Below are 18,977 nucleotides of genomic sequence, written 5' to 3' on the forward strand. Positions count from 1 at the left end.
GCAGCGGGGGCCTCCTACAGATACAGCCCCGCGTCCGCCCCGTCCCGCGCCCCCGGCACCGACGTCGGCGACGTGCCCCTGCGCAGCGCGTACAGCTCCGCCAGCGTCGCGCCCTCCCGGCCCACGCCGTCCTCCCGGCCCAGCCAGGCCACCGACTCCCGGCGGGTCAGCGGGCCCACCTCGATCCGGGCCAGGCAGCGGCCGGGACGGACCACGGCCGGGTGGAGGCGCTCCAGGTCCTCGTTGGTGGTGACCCCGACCAGCACGTTGCGGCCCTGGCCCAGCAGGCCGTCGGTCAGGTTCAGCAGCCGCGACAGCGCCTGTCCCGCCGTGTGCTTGGCCTCGCCGCGGATCAGTTCGTCGCAGTCCTCCAGCAGAAGCAGCCGCCAGCGTCCCTTGCCCGCCGCGTCCTCCTCGCCGATCGCGATGTCCATCAGATAGCCGACGTCGGAGAACAGCCGCTCGGGGTCCAGCACACAGTCCACCTGGCACCAGTCCCGCCAGGAGCGGGCCAGCGTGCGCAGGGCCGAGGTCTTGCCGGTGCCCGGCGGACCGTGCAGCAGCAGAAGGCGGCCCGCGATGTCCTCCGGGGTCGTCTTCATCAGGCGCTCCATGGCCTCCGCCACCGGCGCGGTGTAGTTGGGCCGCACCTCGTCCCAGGTGCCCGCGGAGATCTGGCGGGTCGTGCGGTGCGGGCCGCGCCTCGGCGACACGTACCAAAAGCCCATGGTCACGTTCTCCGGCTGCGGCTCGGGCTCGTCCGCCGCGCCGTCCGTGGCCTGGTCGACGACCTTCTTCGCCAGCTCGGCGGTGGTCGCGGTCACCGTGACGTCCGCGCCCCGGTTCCACCGGGAGACGAGGAGTGTCCAGCCGTCCCCCTCGGCCAGCGTCGCGCTGCGGTCGTCGTCGCGGGCCACACGCAGCACCCGGGCGTCCTGCGGCAGCAGGCTCGCGCCGGAGCGCACCCGGTCGATGTTGACCGCGTGCGAGTAGGGTTGCTCGCCCGTCGCGAAGCGGCCGAGGAACAGCGCGTCGACGACGTCGGACGGCGAGTCGGAGTCGTCGACGTTGAGCCGGATCGGCAGAGCGTCGTGTGGGTTCGCAGACATGCCGCCATGATCCGGCACCGACGCGCTCCGTGCACTGCATTTCCGCCGCTTGTTCCCGGTGTTCCCAACACCTCCCCCGTACACGAAATTCGCCATTACTGTTGTCCTTGATGGGACGTCATGGGTGGAATTCGGGGAATCGGCGGTGGCGGCTCACCGCCCTGCTCGGCGTGGGAATGGCCGCGCTGGCCCTCGTGGTGACCCTGATCAACACGCTCCCCGGCAAAGGCGCGAGCACCGCGGGCACCACCCGCGACGGCGACAAGGTGCACGGCACACCGGCCACCCCGCCCCACCCGACCGACCCGTACGTCGGCTGGGGCTTCACCCACACCCAGTACAGCGCCGACGAGGGCAGCGACTCCGCCACCCGGCGCGTCGAGGAACTGCTGGCCAAGAACGGCGGGCTGCCGCAGAACCAGCACATCATGGGCTGGGGCGCGGACAACCCGGAGCCGGTGAAGGGGCGATACGACTTCGGCGCGATGGACCGCCGTATCGACTTCATGCGCAAGTCCGGCGCCACCCCGGTCGTCACGCTGTGCTGCTCCCCGGACTGGATGAAGGGCGGCAAGGCCGGTGTCGGCAACACCGACTGGAGCCAGGCCGCCCTGGAGACGGCGCCGACCCCCGACCACTACCAGGACTTCGCCGACCTCGCCGCGACCGTCGCCAGGCGCTATCCGGACGTACGCCACTTCATCGTCTGGAACGAGTTCAAGGGCTTCTGGAACAACGGCAAGGGGCGCTGGGACTACGAGGGCTACACCACGATGTACAACCTCGTGTACAAGGCCCTGAAGAAGGTGAACAAGGACATCATGGTCGGCGGGCCGTACCTGGTCATGGACAGCGTCGACCCACGTCAGACCCAGGACGCCGCCACGACCTTCCGGGGTGCCTGGGGAGCCATGGACCAGCGGGTCCTCGACGCCTTCGACTACTGGAACACGCACAAGGCCGGCGCCGACTTCGTGGTTGTCGACGGCTCCAGCTACACCAACGACGACGACATGCTGCCCGACGAGTTCGCCGCCACCGACAAGCTCACGGCGGTGAGCGAGTGGGTGCGCCGGCAGACCCACGACCTGCCCCTGTGGTGGGCCGAGTACTACGTCGAGCCCGCCGACGGCAACGACGACCGCAAGGGCTGGTCCGAGACCCACCGCGTCGCCGTCCAGGCCACCGGAATGATCGCCATGGTCAAGGGCGGCGCCGACTCCGGCTTCTACTGGAACCCGGAGGAGAAGAAGGGCACCGACTGCGCCGGCTGCCTGTGGACGCCGACCGACGGCGCGGACGGGGGCAAGCAGCTGCCCATGTACGACCTGGTGTCGAGGTTCGGCAAGGCATTCGGGCCGGGCACCCGGTACGAGACCGTGTCCGTCGCCAAGGACGACGTGCCCAATGTCCGCGTGCTGGCCAGTGACAAGACCGTCCTCGTGGTCAACACACTCGACCGGACCATCAGCGCGCAGGTCGACGGGAAGCGGTTCGACATGCATGCGTACGAGGTGAAGTGGCTCGCCCGCTAACCCGGCGAGCCACTTCGGGCCTCACTTCATGGTCAGAAACCGCTGCACCAGCGAGGCCAGCAGGACCGCCAGCAGGGGCAGCGAGAACCAGAAACTGCTCTGCAGCCAGCGCAGTTGACGCACCCCGGGCCGCACCGCGACCCGGACCACCTCGCGCACGGTGAGCAGCAGGATCAGCGCGACCGCCGCGAGCCCGCCGACCACGGACCACGGCGTCCAGGTCACCTGCGGCCCGATCGGACCGGGATCCGGCCGCGGCACCTCGCCCGCGGGCTGCTTGCGCATCGCGTACATCGTGACGTCGTCGTTGACCAGGACCTTCGTCAGCTCCTGCCGGTTGTCCAGGTTCTGGATCAGCCGGGACTCCCAGGTCGCCGAGTAGCCCACGTCCATCTGGAGGTAGGTGATCTGGCTCCTGTTGAGCATCAGATACGAGTTCGGGCCCGCGTCCTTGAGCGCCTTGACCAGGCCCGACACCAGGACCGGGTCGGTCGGGGCCAGGGTCGGCACATAGTTGACCCGCTCCATGTCCCGCGCGCCCCACGGCATCGCCGGTGTCACGTTGTTGACCGTGTCGTTGCTCAGCCACAGCAGCCGCACGGTCGGCTTGTCATGGGCGTACACATAGTCCATGGCCGCGACCTCGCCCGGCCGGATCCGCTCGAACGGCTCGTTGCCCCAGCGGGCCACCAGGAAGCCGCCCATGAGCAGCAGGCCCGCCATGAGCGCGGCCAGCGGAGCCAGACTGATCCGGTCCTTGTCGCGCTCCTTCGCGGTGACCCCGGTGCGCGGGAACAGGGCCAGCGCACCGAGCAGAGCCGCGCCCGGCAGCGCGAACATGAAGACGCGCAGCGCCATCTCGCCGCCGTACGACTGCATGCCGAAGCCCAGGAACGGGACGAAGGTGAGCACCAGCAGCGACCGCTCGCGGTACTTGTGGTCGCGCCGCCGCCACCAGCCCCAGCAGGCGAACGCCATCACCCCGCCGGCCAGCAGCACCCGGGTGTACAGAACCAGCTTGTGTGTCGAACTGCCGCCCTGGATACGGCCGGAGACGGAGGTCGACACATTGCTGCCGACCCCGCCGACCCCGCCGAACAGGTCGTTGAAGTGCCCGGACCAGTACGGCTCCGCCATGAAGCCGAGCCACACCGCGGCCAGCACCCCGAACAGGATCGGCAGACCGCGCAGCTCCGACCGCCCGATCAGGACCAGCACCGCCAGCACGCCCAGCATCACGAACGGGGTGAGCTGGTGCGCCGGGACGCTCGCCGCGTACAGACCGATGAGCACCATGAGCAGCACGGCCCGCTGACGCCGGTCCGCCGGCTCGACCTCGGCCTCACCGGGGCGGAACTTCGTCCAGATCACGCGCGGGGCGCGGGACCAGACGAGGAGGACCGCCACGAAGACGAGATAGAGCAGATAGGTGAAGCCCTGCGGGGAGAAGTAGTCCTGGCCGACCCAGCCGCTGAGCACGAAGATCCAGATGCCGGTCCACTTGGCCCGCCAGCTCGCCCGCATATGGCGCACGAGCAGGAACATCGGGGCCAGATAGGCGAGCTGGATGCCCGTCGGCCACCAGCGGATGATCTCCGTGAAGTCCGTGATCCCGCACGCCTTGGCGACGAACGCGGCCACCGCGAAGAAGCCCGGCCAGCTCCAGCGCGCGTCCAGGTCCGGCACGGCGGACCCGGTGCGGTCGATGTAGTCGATGAACCCGAGGTGCTGCCAGGCCGTCGCGAACCGCGGTTCCGTCTCGATCACGGCCGGCAGGGCGTGCAGCGACACCACCGTCGCAAGGAGGGTGACCAGCAGCAGCGCCCGGTGCTCGCGGCGCAGCCAGAGCAGCGAGGCGAACACCGCGATCAGCAGCGCGGCCCCGACCAGCGTGGGCAGCGGCAGTACGGAGATCAGGCCGAGCCCGCCCATCTCGTCCAGGTCGGACTCGCCGAGCCGCAGCGCCGGCACCCAGTAGAGCAGGAGCGCGGCGATCAGCAGACAGCCGAGGACGACTCCGGAGCGGGTGGGCGTCAGCCGGTCGCGCAGCGACGCGGCCGCTGTCCCGGGCGGGCCCTCCTCCGGTGGTGTCGCGGTTTCCTCCGGCGCGTCGGGAGCCTCCGCTACGACGTCCTCCTCGAACGGCGCGTCGACCTCGGCCTCCTTCAGCAGCGAGGCCTCGGCCGGACCCAGCGAGGCCTCCGAGCCCGGCTCACGCTCCTCGACAGGCAGTCCCACGGCTTCAGCCGCCCGGGGCCGCAGTGCCCACGTCGGCCGGTCCTCGGGGTGCGGCACGGGCGTGCCCGTGGGCGGGGTGCCCGGACCGGGGCGCACGTCGGGGCGGCGCTCCAGATGGTCGAAGTCGACGTGGATGCCCAGCGCGAGGGTGTCGGAGTCCAGCGCCCAGGCCGGACCCCGCCTGCGCGGCTGGGTCGTGGCCGGGACCTCGGGCGCGCCCAGGTCGGCGAGGTCGCCGTCCGGTGCCGCGTCCTCGGGGATCTCGGCCGGTGCCGCCCGGAGCGTCTTCCACAGCCGGGGCGCGGTGATCGTCACGATCACCGCCAGGCTGGAGATCTCGGCCACGCCCGCGCCGGTCAGCCCCATACGGGGGAGCAGCAGCAGCGTCAGACCGAGGACCAGGACGCACAGCAGCCCCTGCAGCCAGGCGAGTCCGGCGGTGCGGCTCTGGGCGCGCAGCACGGCGAAGTACGTCTCCATGACGACCCGCAGCAGCGCGCCGACCGCGAACCAGCGCAGCAGCGGGGTCGCCGCGTCCGCGTAGCCCGTGCCGAACACGCCGAGGATCCACGGCGCCCCGACGAACAGCAGCCCGCAGATCGGCAGCATGATCCGGGCCATCCGCCGCAGCGCCGCCCGGGTGTTGGCGGCCAGCCGGGCGGGCTCGTGCGAGCCCTCGACGGTCAGGGAGGCGCCCATGTTGATGGCGAGCAGATTGACCGTGCCGCCGATCGTGGTGGTGATGTAGAAGTACGCGTTGTCCTCGGAGCTGACCTGCGAGGCGATGATCACCGGGACGAGGTAGACCACGGCGAGCGAGAACAGCGAGCCGGTGTAGTCCCCGGCGAGGAATCTGCCGATCTCCCTCAGCGTGGGCGGACTCGTGTGCTCCGCGGTCGCCTTGACGTGCCGGGGCACCAGACGCCTGAACACCAGCCAGCCGAGCGGCACCACCGAGGTGGCGATCGCGGCGACCCAGGAGACGAAGACACCGGTCGTCGGGATCGCCACCGCGAACGCGACCAGCAGACCCAGTTTGACGGCCGAGAACACGGTGTTGCCGACCGGCACCCAGGGCGCGCTGCGCAGCCCGGTCAGCACACCGTCCTGGAGGGTGAGCACGTTCCAGGCGACGACGGCCACGACGAAGCCGAGCCCGTTGAGCGGCCCGTGCAGAAAGCGGTACGACGGCCCCCACACGCCCAGCGTCATCAGGAAGACGCCCGCGCCCAGCGCCACGATCAGCGAACTGCCCGCGTACGTACGGAAGATCAGTCGTCCCGTGCCGCGCCCGGCGACCGGGATGAAGCGGGCCAGGGCGCCGGTCAAAGTCACCGCGGTCAAGCCCGCGAGGAGCTTCATCGCGGCGATCGCGGCGGAGCCCTGGCCGACCGCCGACTCGGTGTAGTAGCGGGCCGCGGCCAGCCAGAAGCCGAGCCCGAGGACGGCGGAGATGCCGGTGTTGAGCATCAGGGCATAGGCGTTCCGGAACAGTGGGCTGCCACCGGGCGACAGGCCCCTGACGGGCAGCCGGAGACGGCGCCCCGGCTGCTCGGGCGCCTGTGTCCCGGACGATGCGGCCTCGGTCGTGGTCGTCGTGTCAGACACGGGAACGGATGGCCTTCCGGCGGACCTGACGTGCTCTGCGGAGGACGGCGTACCCCTTGGTCAGGGCACGGTCCCTGGCGAAGTTGCGGCCGATCGAACGGCCTTCGACCAGCCGCTCGAACTCCTCGGCGCCGGTGCCGCGGCGCACGGTGACCCGCTGCAGGGCGTACGGCCCCTGGCCGCGGCGGGCCAGCCCGTTGCCGACGGCGAGCGCCTGGGCGAACCCGGCCTCCCGCACGGCCCGGCGCACCCGGCGGCTGGAGTAGCCGTACGGGTAGGCGAACGAGGTCGGCACGGTGCCCAGTTCGTCGGCGACGATCTCCTTGCAGCGGGTCAGCTCCGAGCGCAGCGTGTCGTCGTCGAGCTGGTCGAGCTGCGGGTGCGTATGGCTGTGCCCGCCGATCTCGACCCCGGAGCCCGCGAGTTCGCACACCTGGTGCCAGTCGAGCATGGTGTCCAGGCCGCCCCCGGTGTCGTAGGCGCCCCGGATCCAGCCGGTCGAGACGAACAGCGTCGCCGCGAAGCCGTGCTTGGCGAGGACGGGCAGGGCGTGCCGGTGCACGCCCTCGTAGCCGTCGTCGAAGGTGATCAGCACCGGGCGCTCGGGCAGCGGGCCGCCCGAGCGCCAGCCCGCCGCCAGCTCGGCCGTGCCGATGGGGGTGAGGCCCAGGTCGCCGACCAGCGCCATCTGCTCCGCGAACGCCTCCGGGGCGACCGACAGGGCGCGGGTGGCGTCGTTCGGCGCGGCCGCGACCGAGTGGTACATGAGAATCGGCACGCGGGTGTCGCTCATCCGGTCCCCCCTTCGATCTCCACGACGGAGAACGTGGTGTCCCCTGTGCGCGCCCGTGCGCTCCCCACCACGTACCCGCCCGCCGCGGTGAGCACGCCGGCCACGATCGCCCCGGCCCGGCCGGCGCCGCCCGGCCGGGCCAGCAGTGCGTCCCGCAGGCCACGAGCGACCCCGGCGGGCAGCACACGCGTGGTGTACCGGCGTTCCGATTCGAGTCCCTTGTCCGCGCCCACGCTCCGGGCCACCAGGGCCTTCGACAATCCTTCTGCGTAGGCGCGGGTGCGGAAGTACCGGAAGTGCTCGCGTGCTTCGGGCACCCGGTGGTGGATCACCGCCCGGTCGTCGATCAGCAGGATCGCGTCCGGCCGGGCGCGGGTGAGGCGGATGCACAGCTCCGTCTCCTCGCAGCCCAGCGGCCGTTTGTCGCCGTCGCGGCCGATGCCGGTGGCGAAGCCGCCCGCCGCGTCGAACGCCGTGCGACGGAAAGAAGCGTTTCCGCCCAGGACGTTGCGGACCCGGACCCGGCCCGGCGGCAGCCCCTTGTAGGTGCAGCCCACCACCCAGTCGAACTCCTCCGGGAACCAGGCGGGGCGGCGCCCCGACGCCCAGATCGGCATCGTGCGGCCGCCGACCGCCATCACCCGCGGGTCGGCGTACCCCTCGGCGAAGCGGCGCAGCCAGTCCCGCTCGGCCACGGCGTCGTCGTCGAGAAAGGCGATCACCTCGCCGTACGAGGCGGCGATGCCGGTGTTGCGGCCCGCGGACAGGCCACGGGGACCCGCGTTGGCGAGCACCCGTACCTCGCCGGCCTCCTTGTACTCCTTGGTGAGCCGCTCCAGGAGCGCCCGGTTGTGGTCGACGACCAGCAGCGTCTCCCGGGCGGGCCGGGACTGCGCGCGCACCGAGGAGACCGCCGCGAGGATGTCCTCCCAGCGGTCCTCGGTGTACACGCAGATCACGACGGAGATGTCGGGATCGCTCAAGACAGCTCTCCCCGGCCCGTGTTCAGCATCGGCGAGTGGTGCTCGCGGCGCCGCAGCGCACGCCGGTTGGAGCGCTCCCTCAGGATGACCTTGAGCACCCGGAACCCGTCCCGCACGGCCCGCAGATTGCTCGTGCCGTGGATGCGGAGATACTCGTGGCTGGGAATCTCCTGCACCTTCAGCCCGGCCTTGACCACCCGGATGTTCATCAGGGTCTCCACCTCGAAGCCGGTGCAATCGAGGTCGATCTTGTCGAGGCAGTGCCGCCAGAACGCGTTGTATCCGTAGCAGAGATCGGTGTAGCGGGCGCCGAACTTGCGGTTGACGATGGTGCACAGCGTCCAGTTGCCCAGCTTGCGGATGAAGGTCATGTCGTCCGTGCCGCCGCCGTTGGCGAACCGCGAGCCCTTGGCGAAGTCGGCGCCCGAGACCAGGGCGGAGACATACGAGACGATCTCGTTGCCGTCGGCCGAGCCGTCCGCGTCGACCATCACGATGATGTCGCCGGTGCAGGCCTCGAACCCGGTGATCAGGGCATCCCCCTTGCCCTTGCCCCGCTGTTCGACGACCTTGACCTTCGGCCACAGTTCACGGGCCACTTCGACGGTGTCGTCGGTGGAATTGCCGTCCACAAGAACGACTTCGTGTATCCAGTCCGGAAGTGTCTTGAAGACGTAGGGCAGATTCTCCGCCTCATTCATGGCGGGGATCACCACGCTCACCGGCGGCGCAATGGCCAGGTGAGAAGAGATCGGCCGGTAGGTGCCCGTCATTAACGGATCTTGGCCCGAAGTGGGCGGGCGCACAACAGAATTCATGAGTCTTGTCCCTCTCGTCCGGTGGACCGCCCGCCCCTGGGCGGCCCGGCTCTGTATCCGGTTCGAAAGGGGGGTTCTCACATACGGCACGGCGAACGGATCTCCGTGCACGCGGGTGAGCTGGCAAAGCTGGCCGGGCTGCCGAGGAAAAACGGCAGCCGGTCGCGCGGCACGACTCGGTCACACATGCGGTCACCGAGCACGGCACCCCCCTACCGCGCCCCGCGCCGGAACGTCGCGGTCCTTGAGCCCTCCCCTGGAACCGCGTAGTGACGGACCGATGCGGGTGAGATGTACGACGGTATTGACGATTCAACCTGTATGGCAAGACCTGGAACGAGGTCTCACGTTTTTGTTGGTTTGGCCGTTGCACAACCTTGGTGGTCGTTGTTCAACGCCTCGAACGGACCTTTCTGATCCGCCCGAGAATTCGATCCGCCGGCCGCAGCAGAACCCCCAGCAGCAGAAGAACGCTGAGCGCGGTCACGACGACGACACCCCCGCGGACCGACCACCGGTGCACGGCCAGCATTCCTTGTGCCACCAGCATGTTCACGACCACGGCACCAGCCAATGACGCGAGCGTCCGGCCGAATGGATCCAGCCCGCGCAGTGCCGCCGCGATGGCGGCCGCCGGCGCCGCGAGCAGGAAGAACAGCGTGAACGGCCCGCGCAGCGGTGAACCCTCGTCGGTGAGCGCGAGCAGTGCGCCGGTTGCTCCGACGGCTGTCGCGGCACCGGCGAGCAGCGGTGACAGGTCCCTCCCCGGTCCTGTCCGCGCCCGCTCGGCAGCGTCCGTTGAAGATGTCTTGATACGGATGGTCTGCATTGGCGACTTTGCCCCCCGACGCGCCGGATGCCGGACTTCAATGTCGCGCAGCCCAACGGCGGCCGTCAAGGGCGTTGCCCTCCAGGGCGGCCGGGCGATCTTGCGGAACCCATGAACAGTCGTGACCGATCAAGTTGAGGCCTCAAAAAGTTTTGGCATGGACACTTCCCGTCAACACGCGTAGTTGCTACGACAGTTGTGGCAGAGATCCTGCTAAAGGGAGGTTCCATGAGACGTTTCCGACTTACGGCATACGTGACCTCACTCCTCCTCGCCGCCGGCTTCGCCCTCACCGGGGCAGCGACGGCGCAGGCGTCCCCCCAACTCGCCGCGGCCGGGGGCTATGTGGCGCTCGGTGACTCCTACTCCTCCGGAGTCGGAGCGGGCAGCTACATCAGTTCGAGTGGGAGCTGCGACCGCAGCACCAACGCGTATCCGTACCTGTGGAACGCAGCCCACGCCCCGTCGTCGTTCGCCTTCAACGCCTGCTCCGGCGCCCGGACGGACGACGTGCTCGCCAATCAGCTCGGCTCGCTCAACTCCTCGACCGCCCTCGTCTCCCTCACCATCGGCGGCAACGACGCAGGCTTCGCCGATGTCATGACGACCTGTGTGCTCAACTCCGACAGCACCTGCCTGTCCCGGATCAACACCGCGAAGGCCTACGTCGACTCGACGCTGCCCGGCAAGCTCGACAACGTCTACAACGCGATCAGTGCCAGAGCCCCGTCCGCCCGCGTGGTCGTGCTCGGCTACCCCCGCTTCTACAAGCTGGGCACGTCGTGCATCGGCCTCTCCGAGACCAAACGCACCGCGATCAACAACGCGGCCGACTACCTGAACGCCGCGATCGCCAAGCGCGCCGCCGACCACGGCTTCGCGTTCGCCGACGTCCGCACCACCTTCAGCGGCCATGAGATCTGCTCCGGCAGCTCCTGGCTGCACAGCCTCGAATGGTTCGACATCGGCGTGTCGTACCACCCGACCGCCGCCGGCCAGTCGGGCGGCTATCTGCCCGTGCTGACCAGCGCGGCCTGACCCGTCAGGGCGAGGCCGAAGGCGAGGAGGCCCCGTCCGTCGGGGTCTCCGTCGTCGCGCAGGTCACCGAGAACGGCACCGAGTTCGAGGTCGTCCGCACCGGACCGCGCACCTCGACGCTGATCGCGTTCCGGATCGTCCCGCTCTCGGAGTACGTCGTCACGATCACCTTGTCCTGCTGGGACTTCCCGCCGCCCGAGGGGAACGACAACGTCTTCCACCCCGGGTCGGAGACCGATCCGTCCTTCAGCACCCACCGGTACTCCACCTGCGCCGGCAACCGCCCCACCGTGAACGTCGCCGTGAAGGCGGGCGCCTGCTCGCCCGGCGGCGGACAGGCCCCGGAGTAGTCCGTGTTCGCGCCGCTCACCGTCACGTGCACGGACTGGGCCGGCTGACTGCTGGGCGGGGTGCTGCTCGGGGTGGGCGGCGGGGCACCCGTCTGCGAGTCGGTGGTGCTGCTCGGGGCGGGGGAGCTGAGACTGCTGCCCGACTGGCTGCTGCTCCCTCCGGTGTTCCCCTTGTCACCGCCGTTGTCGCGGTTGAGCAGCGCGTACGTCAGCCCCGCCAGCGCCAGCACGACGGCGACCAGCCCCGCGACCAGGACCACCCCGGCCCGCCGGTTGCGGTCGGGCCGCGTGGCCGTGGTCGTCCCGCTCGGCACGGGCCGGGTCGGCACCGGAACCGGCATCGGCGGTGTGGGGAACGGCTGTTGCGGCTGGGCCGCGACGGTCTGCGGGTACGACGATGCGGACACCGTGTCGGCGCGCAGGGTGCCGCCCGCCGCGATCAGCCGCAGATCCCGCTCGGCGACGTCGGCCGGCAACCGGTCCGCCGGATCCTTGCGCAGCAGGCCCTCGATGACCGGGGCGAGCGGCCCCGCTCTCCGGGCCGACGGCAGCTCCTCGTCGACGACGGCCCGCAGCGTGCTGAGCGGGGTGTCCTGGCGGAACGGCGAGCTGCCCTCGACAGCCGCGTACAGCAGCACGCCGAGGGACCACAGATCGGACTCGGGGCCGGGCGTACGGCCCAACGCCCGCTCCGGGGCCAGGAACTCGGGCGAGCCGATCACCTCGCCGGTCATGGTCAGCGCGGAGCTGCCCTCCACCGTGGCGATGCCGAAGTCGGTGAGCACCACACGGCCGTCGTTCGCCATCAGCACATTGCCCGGCTTCACGTCCCGGTGCAGCACCCCGGCGTCGTGCGCGGCGCGCAGCGCGGCCAGCACCTCCGCGCCGATGTGCGCGGCACTCTGCGGGGACAGCGGGCCCTCGGCCTCCAACTGGTCGGCGAGCGACACACCGCGGATCAGCTCCATGACGATCCAGGGCCGGCCGCCCTCCATCGCCACGTCGTACACCGTCACCACGTTGCGGTTCGCGACCCTGGCCGCCGCCCATGCCTCGCGCTCCAGGCGGGCATACATCCGCTCGACGTCCGGTCCGGGCAGCCCGGCCGGGGCCCGCACCTCCTTGACGGCGACCTCGCGGTACAACACCTCGTCGCGGGCCCGCCACACCGTTCCCATGCCGCCCTCGCCGAGCGGGGACAGGAGCCGGTAGCGGCCCGCGATGACACGTTCACTGCCCGGTTCTTCGGACACCGGCGCCCCCCACGGCATCTCGCGTGATATCTCCACAAAAGTAGCTCAGCCGAGTGCGGATGCCGCCCCCTTGAGCACCAATCCGGCTCCGAGAGCCAGGACGACGAACGCCGACGCCAAGGGCATGGTCCGGCGCACCTGGGCGGTTACCGGGTGGGTGGTCCAGCGGGGACGCCCGTCCATCACCCGGTTGATTCCCGTACCCAGCTTGACGACCGCGAACCCGGCCGCGGTGAGGGTCAGGGCGAGCCCGACCCCGTAGGCGACGACGAGCAGCAGACCGAACCAGGCCTGGCCGAGGGCCGCCGCGCCGACGAGGACCACCACGGCGGACGGACTGGGCACGAGCCCGCCCGCGAAGCCGAGAAGGATCGTGCCGCGCAGGGTGGGGGCGGTGGGGTGCGTGTGGGTGAAGCCGCCGTGAGTGTGTTCCACCGCGTGGGGGTGGGCGTGCCCATGGTCGTGATCGTGGGTGTGCCCATGGTCGTGGTCGTGATGGTGGGCGTGCGCCGTGGACATCGCTCCGTCGTGCGCGCCGACCAGTGCCAACGGGCGCTCCGGCGCCTCCTCGTGACTGTGCGTGTGGCTGTGTGTGTGGGTGTGCCCGTGTGGAGGGCCGTGGTGCGCGTGGGCGCGGGTGCGCCAGGCGCGTCGCAGGAGGTTCGCGCCCGCCAGGGTCACCAGGACGCCGCTGGCGATGCCCAGCCAGGCGATCACCGAGGGGGTGGCGGCCGAACCGGCGGTGACGAGCAGGCCCAGGGCGACGACGCCGAGGGTGTGGGTCACCGTGACCGAGGCGGCAAGCGGCAGGACGTCCTTCAGCCGGGCCCGGCCGCCGCGGGCCGCGGCCGTCGCGGCCATCAGGGTCTTGCCGTGGCCCGGGGCCAGGGCGTGCATCGCGCCGAGGCCGATCGCGATGAGCAGGGCGAGGGCGGCGAAGCCGGCGGTGAGGTCGTGCCGGGCGACCAGGTTGTCCAGGGCCCGGGTCCAGCGGTCGGCGCCGCGGGGCAGTACGGAGGCGGCCGGCGCGTCCTGCCGCTCCTCGGTGAGGGTGGGCCCGCCGGGGCGCACCCGCAGCGAGGCGGTGGCGGTGTCGGCGGGGGAGGAGAGCAACTCCTTGGGATAGCTGGTGAGTTCGTGCGAGACGGACTTCTCCGGGACGTCCGACGCGGCGAGGGTCATCCGGTCGCCGCGCGCGGTGATCTCCCGCCAGCCGGGCCCGGTGGACGCCCCCGCGCTGTGGAAGCCGAGGGTGACCGTGCCGCCCTCGGGGAGCCGGGCGGTGAACCGGCACTCCACACGGAGGGTGTTGAGCCCGGCCTGCCCCGGCCGGAGCCGGGCGCGGCTGCTGTCGGCGGACAGTGCGGTGGTACGGCCGTCGACGGTGACCTTGCTGCCTTCGGCGGCCTTCGCGCACCGCTGCCGGGCCCACTCGGTCATGCCGAGCCGTTTGATGTCGGGCTTGGCCTGGGTGGCCGGGATCTCGGCGAGGTCCTCGACGTGGTCGACGCGCAGTTGCCCGGGGGCGGCGACCAGACCGTCGTAGCGGTTGACGGTGAAGTTGCCGAGGGGGTGCGCGCTCGCGCTCGTGGAAGGGGCGAGCGCGAGCGCGCAGGCGGCCGTGAGTACGGCCGCGGCGGAGGCGAACAGTCGGCGACGGGGCTTCACTTGGCCGCCTCCAGGGTCTTCAGCGCCGTACGGGCCTTGGCCGCGCCCAGGGGGGAGAAGCCGGGGTTCAGCTTCAGGGCCGCCCGAAGAGAGGCGCGGGCGTCCTTCTTGTGGCCGGTGGCGAGTTCGATCATGCCGCGGTGGTAGCGGAAGGAGGCGTTGCGGTAGCCGGTGGCGGTGGCCCGGCGGGCATAGGGGAGGGCCTCCTGGTCGTGGCCGTTGACGTGCAGGGCCCAGGCGAGGGCGTCCGCGGTGTGCACGGTGTGGCGGCGAGCCCATTCGGCGCGTGCGGCGCGCAGGGCCTCGGTCTTGTCGCCGTGGTCGGCGGCGGCCAGGGCGGTGTCGAGGTCGGCGTTGACGCCGTTGGCACGGGCGAGGGCGATCCAGGCGTCGACCAGGGCGTACTGGTCGCCGGCCTTGGCCTTGTCCCCTTCGGCGCCGCGGGCCTCGTACAGCTCGCCGAGTTCGACGAGGGGGCCGGGCAGCGGATAGCGGGAGACGACGAGCTCCATGCCCTTGACGGCGTCGGCCCGGTCGCCGCTCGCGGCCTGCGCGCGGGCGCGGCCCTCCAGGGCGGGCAGGTAGTTCTCGTCGGCGGCCAGGGCCCGCGCGTAGTAGGTGAGCGCCGTCTTGTAGTCGCCCTGGTTCCAGGCGAGCTGGCCGAGCTGGGCGGCGACGTAGGCGATGTCGCCCTTCGAGGTGGCGCCGGCCTGGGCCTGCTCCAGGACCTGCCGTGCCGCGCCGACCTGGCCGCGCAGTTCGCGCACATAGGCGTAGCGCGTGAAGACGGGCACTCCCGGGCGGCGCTCGTCGGCGGTGTCGGCGGCCTTCGACGCCTCGTCGTACCGGCCGAGTTCGACCAGGGCGTCGATACGGGAGGACAGGGCGCGTTCGCTGTAGGGGTTCTCCTTCAGGACCTTGTCCGCGTAGGTCAGGGCGCCCTTGAAGTCGTGCCGCGCGGCGGCGAGGGCGGCGCGGCCGCACAGGGCCTGTTCGTTGTCCGGGGACAGTGTCATTGAGCGTTGCAGCGCCTTGTCCGCCTGCGGATAGCGGGACGGGTCGCCCTTGGTCCGCGCCTGTTCCACATAGGCGAGGCCGAGGGTGGCCCAGCTGCCGTAGTCCTTGGGCTGCGACCGGAGGTGACTCTGCAGGGCGGCAATGCTCGCGTCGAGGCTCCCGCTGGTCAGCAACGCGGGATCCACGGCGCTGGAGGCGGCCGCCACGGATGCCGGTGCCCCGTCCCGCGCTGCCCCGAGGGCGATCGCCCCGCCGGTCATCGCCACGGCCAACAGGGCGGCACAGGTGGCGAGTCGGGCGGCCCGCCAACGACGCCCGGCAGCACCGACCCGCCGCACGGCCTCGACCCGCTCGTCGGTCCGTGCCCCGGTGGCCGCCTCGCCCTCGTCAGCACCCGTCGCTCCGGCGCCCGGCGCCTCGGCCCCGGCCGTGGCCCGTGACACCGCTTCGGCGTCCCCCGTGTCGTCGTCTGCGTCCACCGGCCGCGCGGCGGGCTCGTTGTCGTTCGTACGCGGGGACATGCCCTCTCCTAGGTCGCCTGGTCACTGCTGGTGGAGGTCGTGGGGTGGCGCGGCCCGCGCCGTGGGGGATGTGGTGCGCGGGCCGCGCCAGTCGGTGGGGTGCGGATCGATCAGTACGGGCGCTGCATACGACGGCGCCACCACGCGAGGGCGGTGCCGATCAGCAGGATCCCGGCCGCGCCCGAGGCCGCCGAGGCGGCGATCAGCATCGTGTTGTCGGAGCCGCCGGACGCCGAACCCGCCGGCTGCAGCGCGTCGCCGAGCTGGCTCTTCACATCCGTGCCGCTGGTCGTGCCCTTGGCGAGCGCACCGCGCGAACCGGAGGTCGGCTGGGCCACGTACGGGAAGTACTTCTCGAACTTCTTGTCGTTCTTGTCGACCGCGTCACCCAGGTCGTTCTTGGAGCCGACCAGTTCACCCTCGACCACCTGCAGGGAGGCGTCGATCACGTCGTCCGTCAGCCGGCGGCCGTTGGGGAAGCCCGCGTTGTCGCCGTCGAGGACACCCAGACGCTTGGGGTGCATGCTCGGCGTGATGGAGGTGTTCAGACGCAGTTCCTCCGAGGGCTTCACATACGGGGGCTGGTTGAGGCCCTTGACGCCCTTGAGGAACACATCGACCAGGTCGTTGCGCGGCTCGGCCGGCGCCTTGATCTTGTAGATCGCCTCGATGAGCTTCGGCAGCTCGGGGTTGGTCACGTTCTTCAGGAACTGCGCGTCGTCCCAGGGCGCGGACGCGTTGAACTTGTCCTTGTCCTTCTGCGGGTTGACGACCTCGTTGACCAGCGGGTTGCCCAGGCGCGAGACCTGCGAGTAGTAGCCCTGCGCGTTCCTGCGCTGCGTCGTCGACCAGATGCCGACGATCGGCTGCTTCGACGACTCGCGGATCAGGTCGTTGGGGACCTGGAGGGCGATCGTGTTGACGTTGTAGCCCTTGAGCGTGTCCCGGCCGACCTCGGTGAGGTTGCCGCCGTAGAGCAGGTCGAAGACCCGCAGGTCCGCGAAGAAGGGGTCGTCGGCCTGGCCGGCGAAGGTCGCGGCACCGCCCGCCGTCTTGTGGATGGCCTGCGAGCGCAGCTTGCCGTAGTCCGGCATCGACGCCTTGCCGACGTTCGACGGCGCCACCGGCACGTTGTCCGCGAGCCTGGTCTTCGACACCACGCGCTGGTTCTTCAGCTTGACGAGGTCGATGTCGTACGTCTGCGTGATGTTGAGGTCCGGGTCGTCGAGGCTGGTGACCGGGCCCGTGTTGTAGAGGAAGGTGTTCTTGTTCTTGGTGTGCGTCTTGAAGGTGTAGCGGAAGAGCAACTCGCCCTGCGCGTCACCGTTGTTGTCGATGTGGATGTCGTACTGGGCGTCGTCCGCGAACGTGTAGAAGTTCGGACCGCCGGCCGGCTCCTCGAACGGGATCCAGTTCGCCACGATCGTCGTCGTGTCCGGCTTGTCCGGGCTGACGAACGCATACAGGTCCGTGTTGTCGTACTGCGGGGTGCCCGAGATGAGCGGGGCCTCCCTGTGGGAGGAGGCGGAGGCCGCCCCCGGTTCCAGCGTGGCCACGCCGGCGGCTGCGAGCCCCCCGGCGGCCAGCGCACCACAGATGAGCGTGACAAGGCCCTTGCGTCCCGTGCCGCTCCTGGAGAATAGAGGTGTCATGCCGTCCGTCCTCAGTCCCAACTTGCTTGACGGACGGGTATACGGAGCGGACAGCCGGATCGGATTGGTCCGACGCAAAAAATCTTTTCTTCTGGTCCGACCCGCGTTTTCGGCAGTCTCATCCGTACCCCATCCGGAGGTGCGTTCGTTGCGAATCCCTGGTGTGAAAGGACGATCCGGGTGCGGCGGGGGAGAGGGGGCCCGAGTGGAGGCTGACGAGCTGCTGGTGCTCGTGGCAGGCGGCGACCAGAAGGCATTCGAGGACCTGTACGGACTGGTGTCCGGGCCGGTGTTCGGGCTCGTACGGCGTGTGGTGCGCGACCCCGCCCAGTCGGAGGAGGTGGCGCAGGAGGTGCTGCTCGAACTCTGGCGCTCCGCCGCCCGGTTCGACCCCGGCCGGGGCAGCGCCCTGTCCTGGGTCCTCACCCTCGCCCACCGCCGCGCGGTCGACCGGGTGCGCAGCGCCCGTGCCGCGGGTGAACGGGAGCAGCGCGAGGCGATGCGCGCGGGGTTCCCCGCCTTCGACCAGGTGACCGAGGAGGTCGAGGCCGGACTGGAGCGCGAGTGGGTGCGCCGCTGCCTGGACCGGCTCACCGCGCTCCAGCGTCAGTCCGTCACCCTCGCCTATTACGACGGCTATACGTACCGTGAGGTGGCCGAGCGGCTCTCCCTGCCGCTGGGCACGGTCAAGACCCGTATGCGCGACGGACTCACCCAGCTGCGCAAGTGCCTGGGAGGTGTCGCATGAGTGTCCTCGGCAAGCTCTTCCACCGTGAGTATCTGCACTCGCTCGCCGCCCCCTATGCGCTGGACGCGCTCGAACCCGGTGAGCGGCGCCGCTTCGAGAAACACCTCGCGGACTGCGGCCGCTGTGCCGCCGAGGTACGGGCCCTGTCCGAGGACGCCGTGCGCCTCGCCTGGTCCACGGCCGCCCCGCCGCCGGCCGCGATGCGCGACCGGGTCCTGGCCGCCGTACGCACGACCCGGCAGGAGCCCGGCCCCGCGCGCGAGCGCACCCCCCAACTGCCGCCGCACGTCTGGGGCACGCAGCCCCCACCGGCACGCACCCGTACGCCCCGGGCGCGCCCCCTGTTCGTTCCGTTCGCCACGGCGACGGCCGCGGCGGCCCTCGTCGTCGCCGGGCTGTTCGCGGTCCAGGCCGACCGGACCCAGGGCAGGCTCGACGCCGAGCGGGCCCAGGCGCGTGAGATCGCCCACGTTCTGGCGGCCTCCGACGCCCGCGCGACCAGCAGCAAGGACGCGCAGGGCCGAAGTATCGGAGTGATCGGCTCCGCATCCGAGGGGCGGGCCGTCGTCACGCTCAGCGGATACGGAGAGCTGACCGGCGGACGCGTGCATCAGCTCTGGCTCATGCGCCCCCATGCGCAACCGCGCTCCCTCGGGCTCTTCAAGGGTGACACGCCCTTGGTGGCGGCCGGCCTCGGCAGATCCTCGACGTCACTCGCAGTGACCGTCGAACCCGACGGAGGGTCAGCTCAGCCCACAACTCAGCCAGTTGTCCAACTCGCCCTGAAATCAGTTGGATTCGGAGAGTAATCGTCAAC

At 70.8% G+C, this 18,977-nt stretch carries 14 protein-coding genes; 4 read left to right on the plus strand and 10 right to left on the minus strand.

Translation table 11 applies throughout. The features are described from left to right. Window positions 1-14: 14 nt before the first annotated feature. Complete coding sequence (locus ACFY1J_RS18165) at window positions 15-1,109, minus strand: DUF5925 domain-containing protein (protein WP_390712225.1); 1,095 nt, start codon at window positions 1,107-1,109, stop codon at window positions 15-17. 110 nt (window positions 1,110-1,219) lie between these two features. Here ACFY1J_RS18165 and ACFY1J_RS18170 point away from each other — a divergent pair, with 110 nt between their 5' ends. Continuing rightward, window positions 1,220-2,644: a xylan 1,4-beta-xylosidase gene (locus ACFY1J_RS18170; RefSeq protein WP_390712226.1), complete on the plus strand. Its 1,425-nt coding sequence runs from the start codon at window positions 1,220-1,222 to the stop codon at window positions 2,642-2,644. A 21-nt stretch (window positions 2,645-2,665) separates the two neighbouring features. Here ACFY1J_RS18170 and ACFY1J_RS18175 read toward each other — a convergent pair whose 3' ends face one another. The 5 genes from ACFY1J_RS18175 to ACFY1J_RS18195 form a co-directional block, all read right to left on the minus strand. Further along, window positions 2,666-6,490 (minus strand): lipopolysaccharide biosynthesis protein, encoded by a 3,825-nt coding sequence (locus ACFY1J_RS18175; protein WP_390731521.1) that lies wholly within the window; start codon window positions 6,488-6,490, stop codon window positions 2,666-2,668. Further along, the gene (locus ACFY1J_RS18180; RefSeq protein ID WP_390731522.1) at window positions 6,483-7,283 is read right to left on the minus strand and encodes a polysaccharide deacetylase family protein; all 801 of its coding nucleotides are present in this window, start codon (window positions 7,281-7,283) and stop codon (window positions 6,483-6,485) included. Before ACFY1J_RS18180 ends, ACFY1J_RS18175 begins: the two co-directional genes overlap by 8 nt. Then, window positions 7,280-8,266, minus strand: a complete 987-nt coding sequence (locus ACFY1J_RS18185) for a glycosyltransferase family 2 protein (RefSeq protein ID WP_390712229.1) — start codon at window positions 8,264-8,266, stop codon at window positions 7,280-7,282. Before ACFY1J_RS18185 ends, ACFY1J_RS18180 begins: the two co-directional genes overlap by 4 nt. After that, window positions 8,263-9,084, minus strand: coding sequence for a glycosyltransferase family 2 protein (locus ACFY1J_RS18190; RefSeq protein ID WP_390712230.1), 822 nt, complete (start codon window positions 9,082-9,084; stop codon window positions 8,263-8,265). The genes ACFY1J_RS18185 and ACFY1J_RS18190 overlap by 4 nt, the downstream gene beginning before the upstream one ends. Before the next feature lie 391 nt (window positions 9,085-9,475). After that, on the minus strand, window positions 9,476-9,913 hold the full coding sequence (locus ACFY1J_RS18195) for a hypothetical protein (protein ID WP_390712274.1): 438 nt from the start codon (window positions 9,911-9,913) through the stop codon (window positions 9,476-9,478). A gap of 228 nt (window positions 9,914-10,141) precedes the next feature. Between ACFY1J_RS18195 and ACFY1J_RS18200 the strand changes: the two genes are divergently transcribed. After that, window positions 10,142-10,951, plus strand: a complete 810-nt coding sequence (locus tag ACFY1J_RS18200; RefSeq protein ID WP_390731523.1) for an SGNH/GDSL hydrolase family protein — start codon at window positions 10,142-10,144, stop codon at window positions 10,949-10,951. Window positions 10,952-10,955: 4 nt separating this feature from the next. Here ACFY1J_RS18200 and ACFY1J_RS18205 read toward each other — a convergent pair whose 3' ends face one another. The 4 genes from ACFY1J_RS18205 to ACFY1J_RS18220 form a co-directional block, all read right to left on the minus strand. Then, on the minus strand, window positions 10,956-12,554 hold the full coding sequence (locus ACFY1J_RS18205) for a serine/threonine-protein kinase (RefSeq protein WP_390712232.1): 1,599 nt from the start codon (window positions 12,552-12,554) through the stop codon (window positions 10,956-10,958). A 45-nt stretch (window positions 12,555-12,599) separates the two neighbouring features. Continuing rightward, window positions 12,600-14,222 (minus strand): sulfite exporter TauE/SafE family protein, encoded by a 1,623-nt coding sequence (locus ACFY1J_RS18210; RefSeq protein ID WP_390731524.1) that lies wholly within the window; start codon window positions 14,220-14,222, stop codon window positions 12,600-12,602. After that, window positions 14,219-15,760, minus strand: a complete 1,542-nt coding sequence (locus tag ACFY1J_RS18215; protein ID WP_390731525.1) for a tetratricopeptide repeat protein — start codon at window positions 15,758-15,760, stop codon at window positions 14,219-14,221. Before ACFY1J_RS18215 ends, ACFY1J_RS18210 begins: the two co-directional genes overlap by 4 nt. Window positions 15,761-15,870: 110 nt before the next feature. After that, a complete protein-coding gene (locus ACFY1J_RS18220) occupies window positions 15,871-17,412 on the minus strand; it encodes a DUF4331 domain-containing protein (RefSeq protein ID WP_390712235.1) in 1,542 nt (513 codons plus the stop codon). Between the two features lie 205 nt (window positions 17,413-17,617). Here ACFY1J_RS18220 and ACFY1J_RS18225 point away from each other — a divergent pair, with 205 nt between their 5' ends. Next, window positions 17,618-18,160, plus strand: a complete 543-nt coding sequence (locus ACFY1J_RS18225; protein WP_390712236.1) for a sigma-70 family RNA polymerase sigma factor — start codon at window positions 17,618-17,620, stop codon at window positions 18,158-18,160. Next, window positions 18,157-18,969, plus strand: coding sequence for an anti-sigma factor domain-containing protein (locus tag ACFY1J_RS18230; protein ID WP_390731526.1), 813 nt, complete (start codon window positions 18,157-18,159; stop codon window positions 18,967-18,969). Before ACFY1J_RS18225 ends, ACFY1J_RS18230 begins: the two co-directional genes overlap by 4 nt. The last annotated feature ends 8 nt before the right edge of the window (window positions 18,970-18,977 follow it).

Origin of the sequence: Streptomyces sp. NPDC001406 (assembly GCF_042895285.1) — a bacterium.
Lineage (GTDB): Bacteria > Actinomycetota > Actinomycetes > Streptomycetales > Streptomycetaceae > Streptomyces.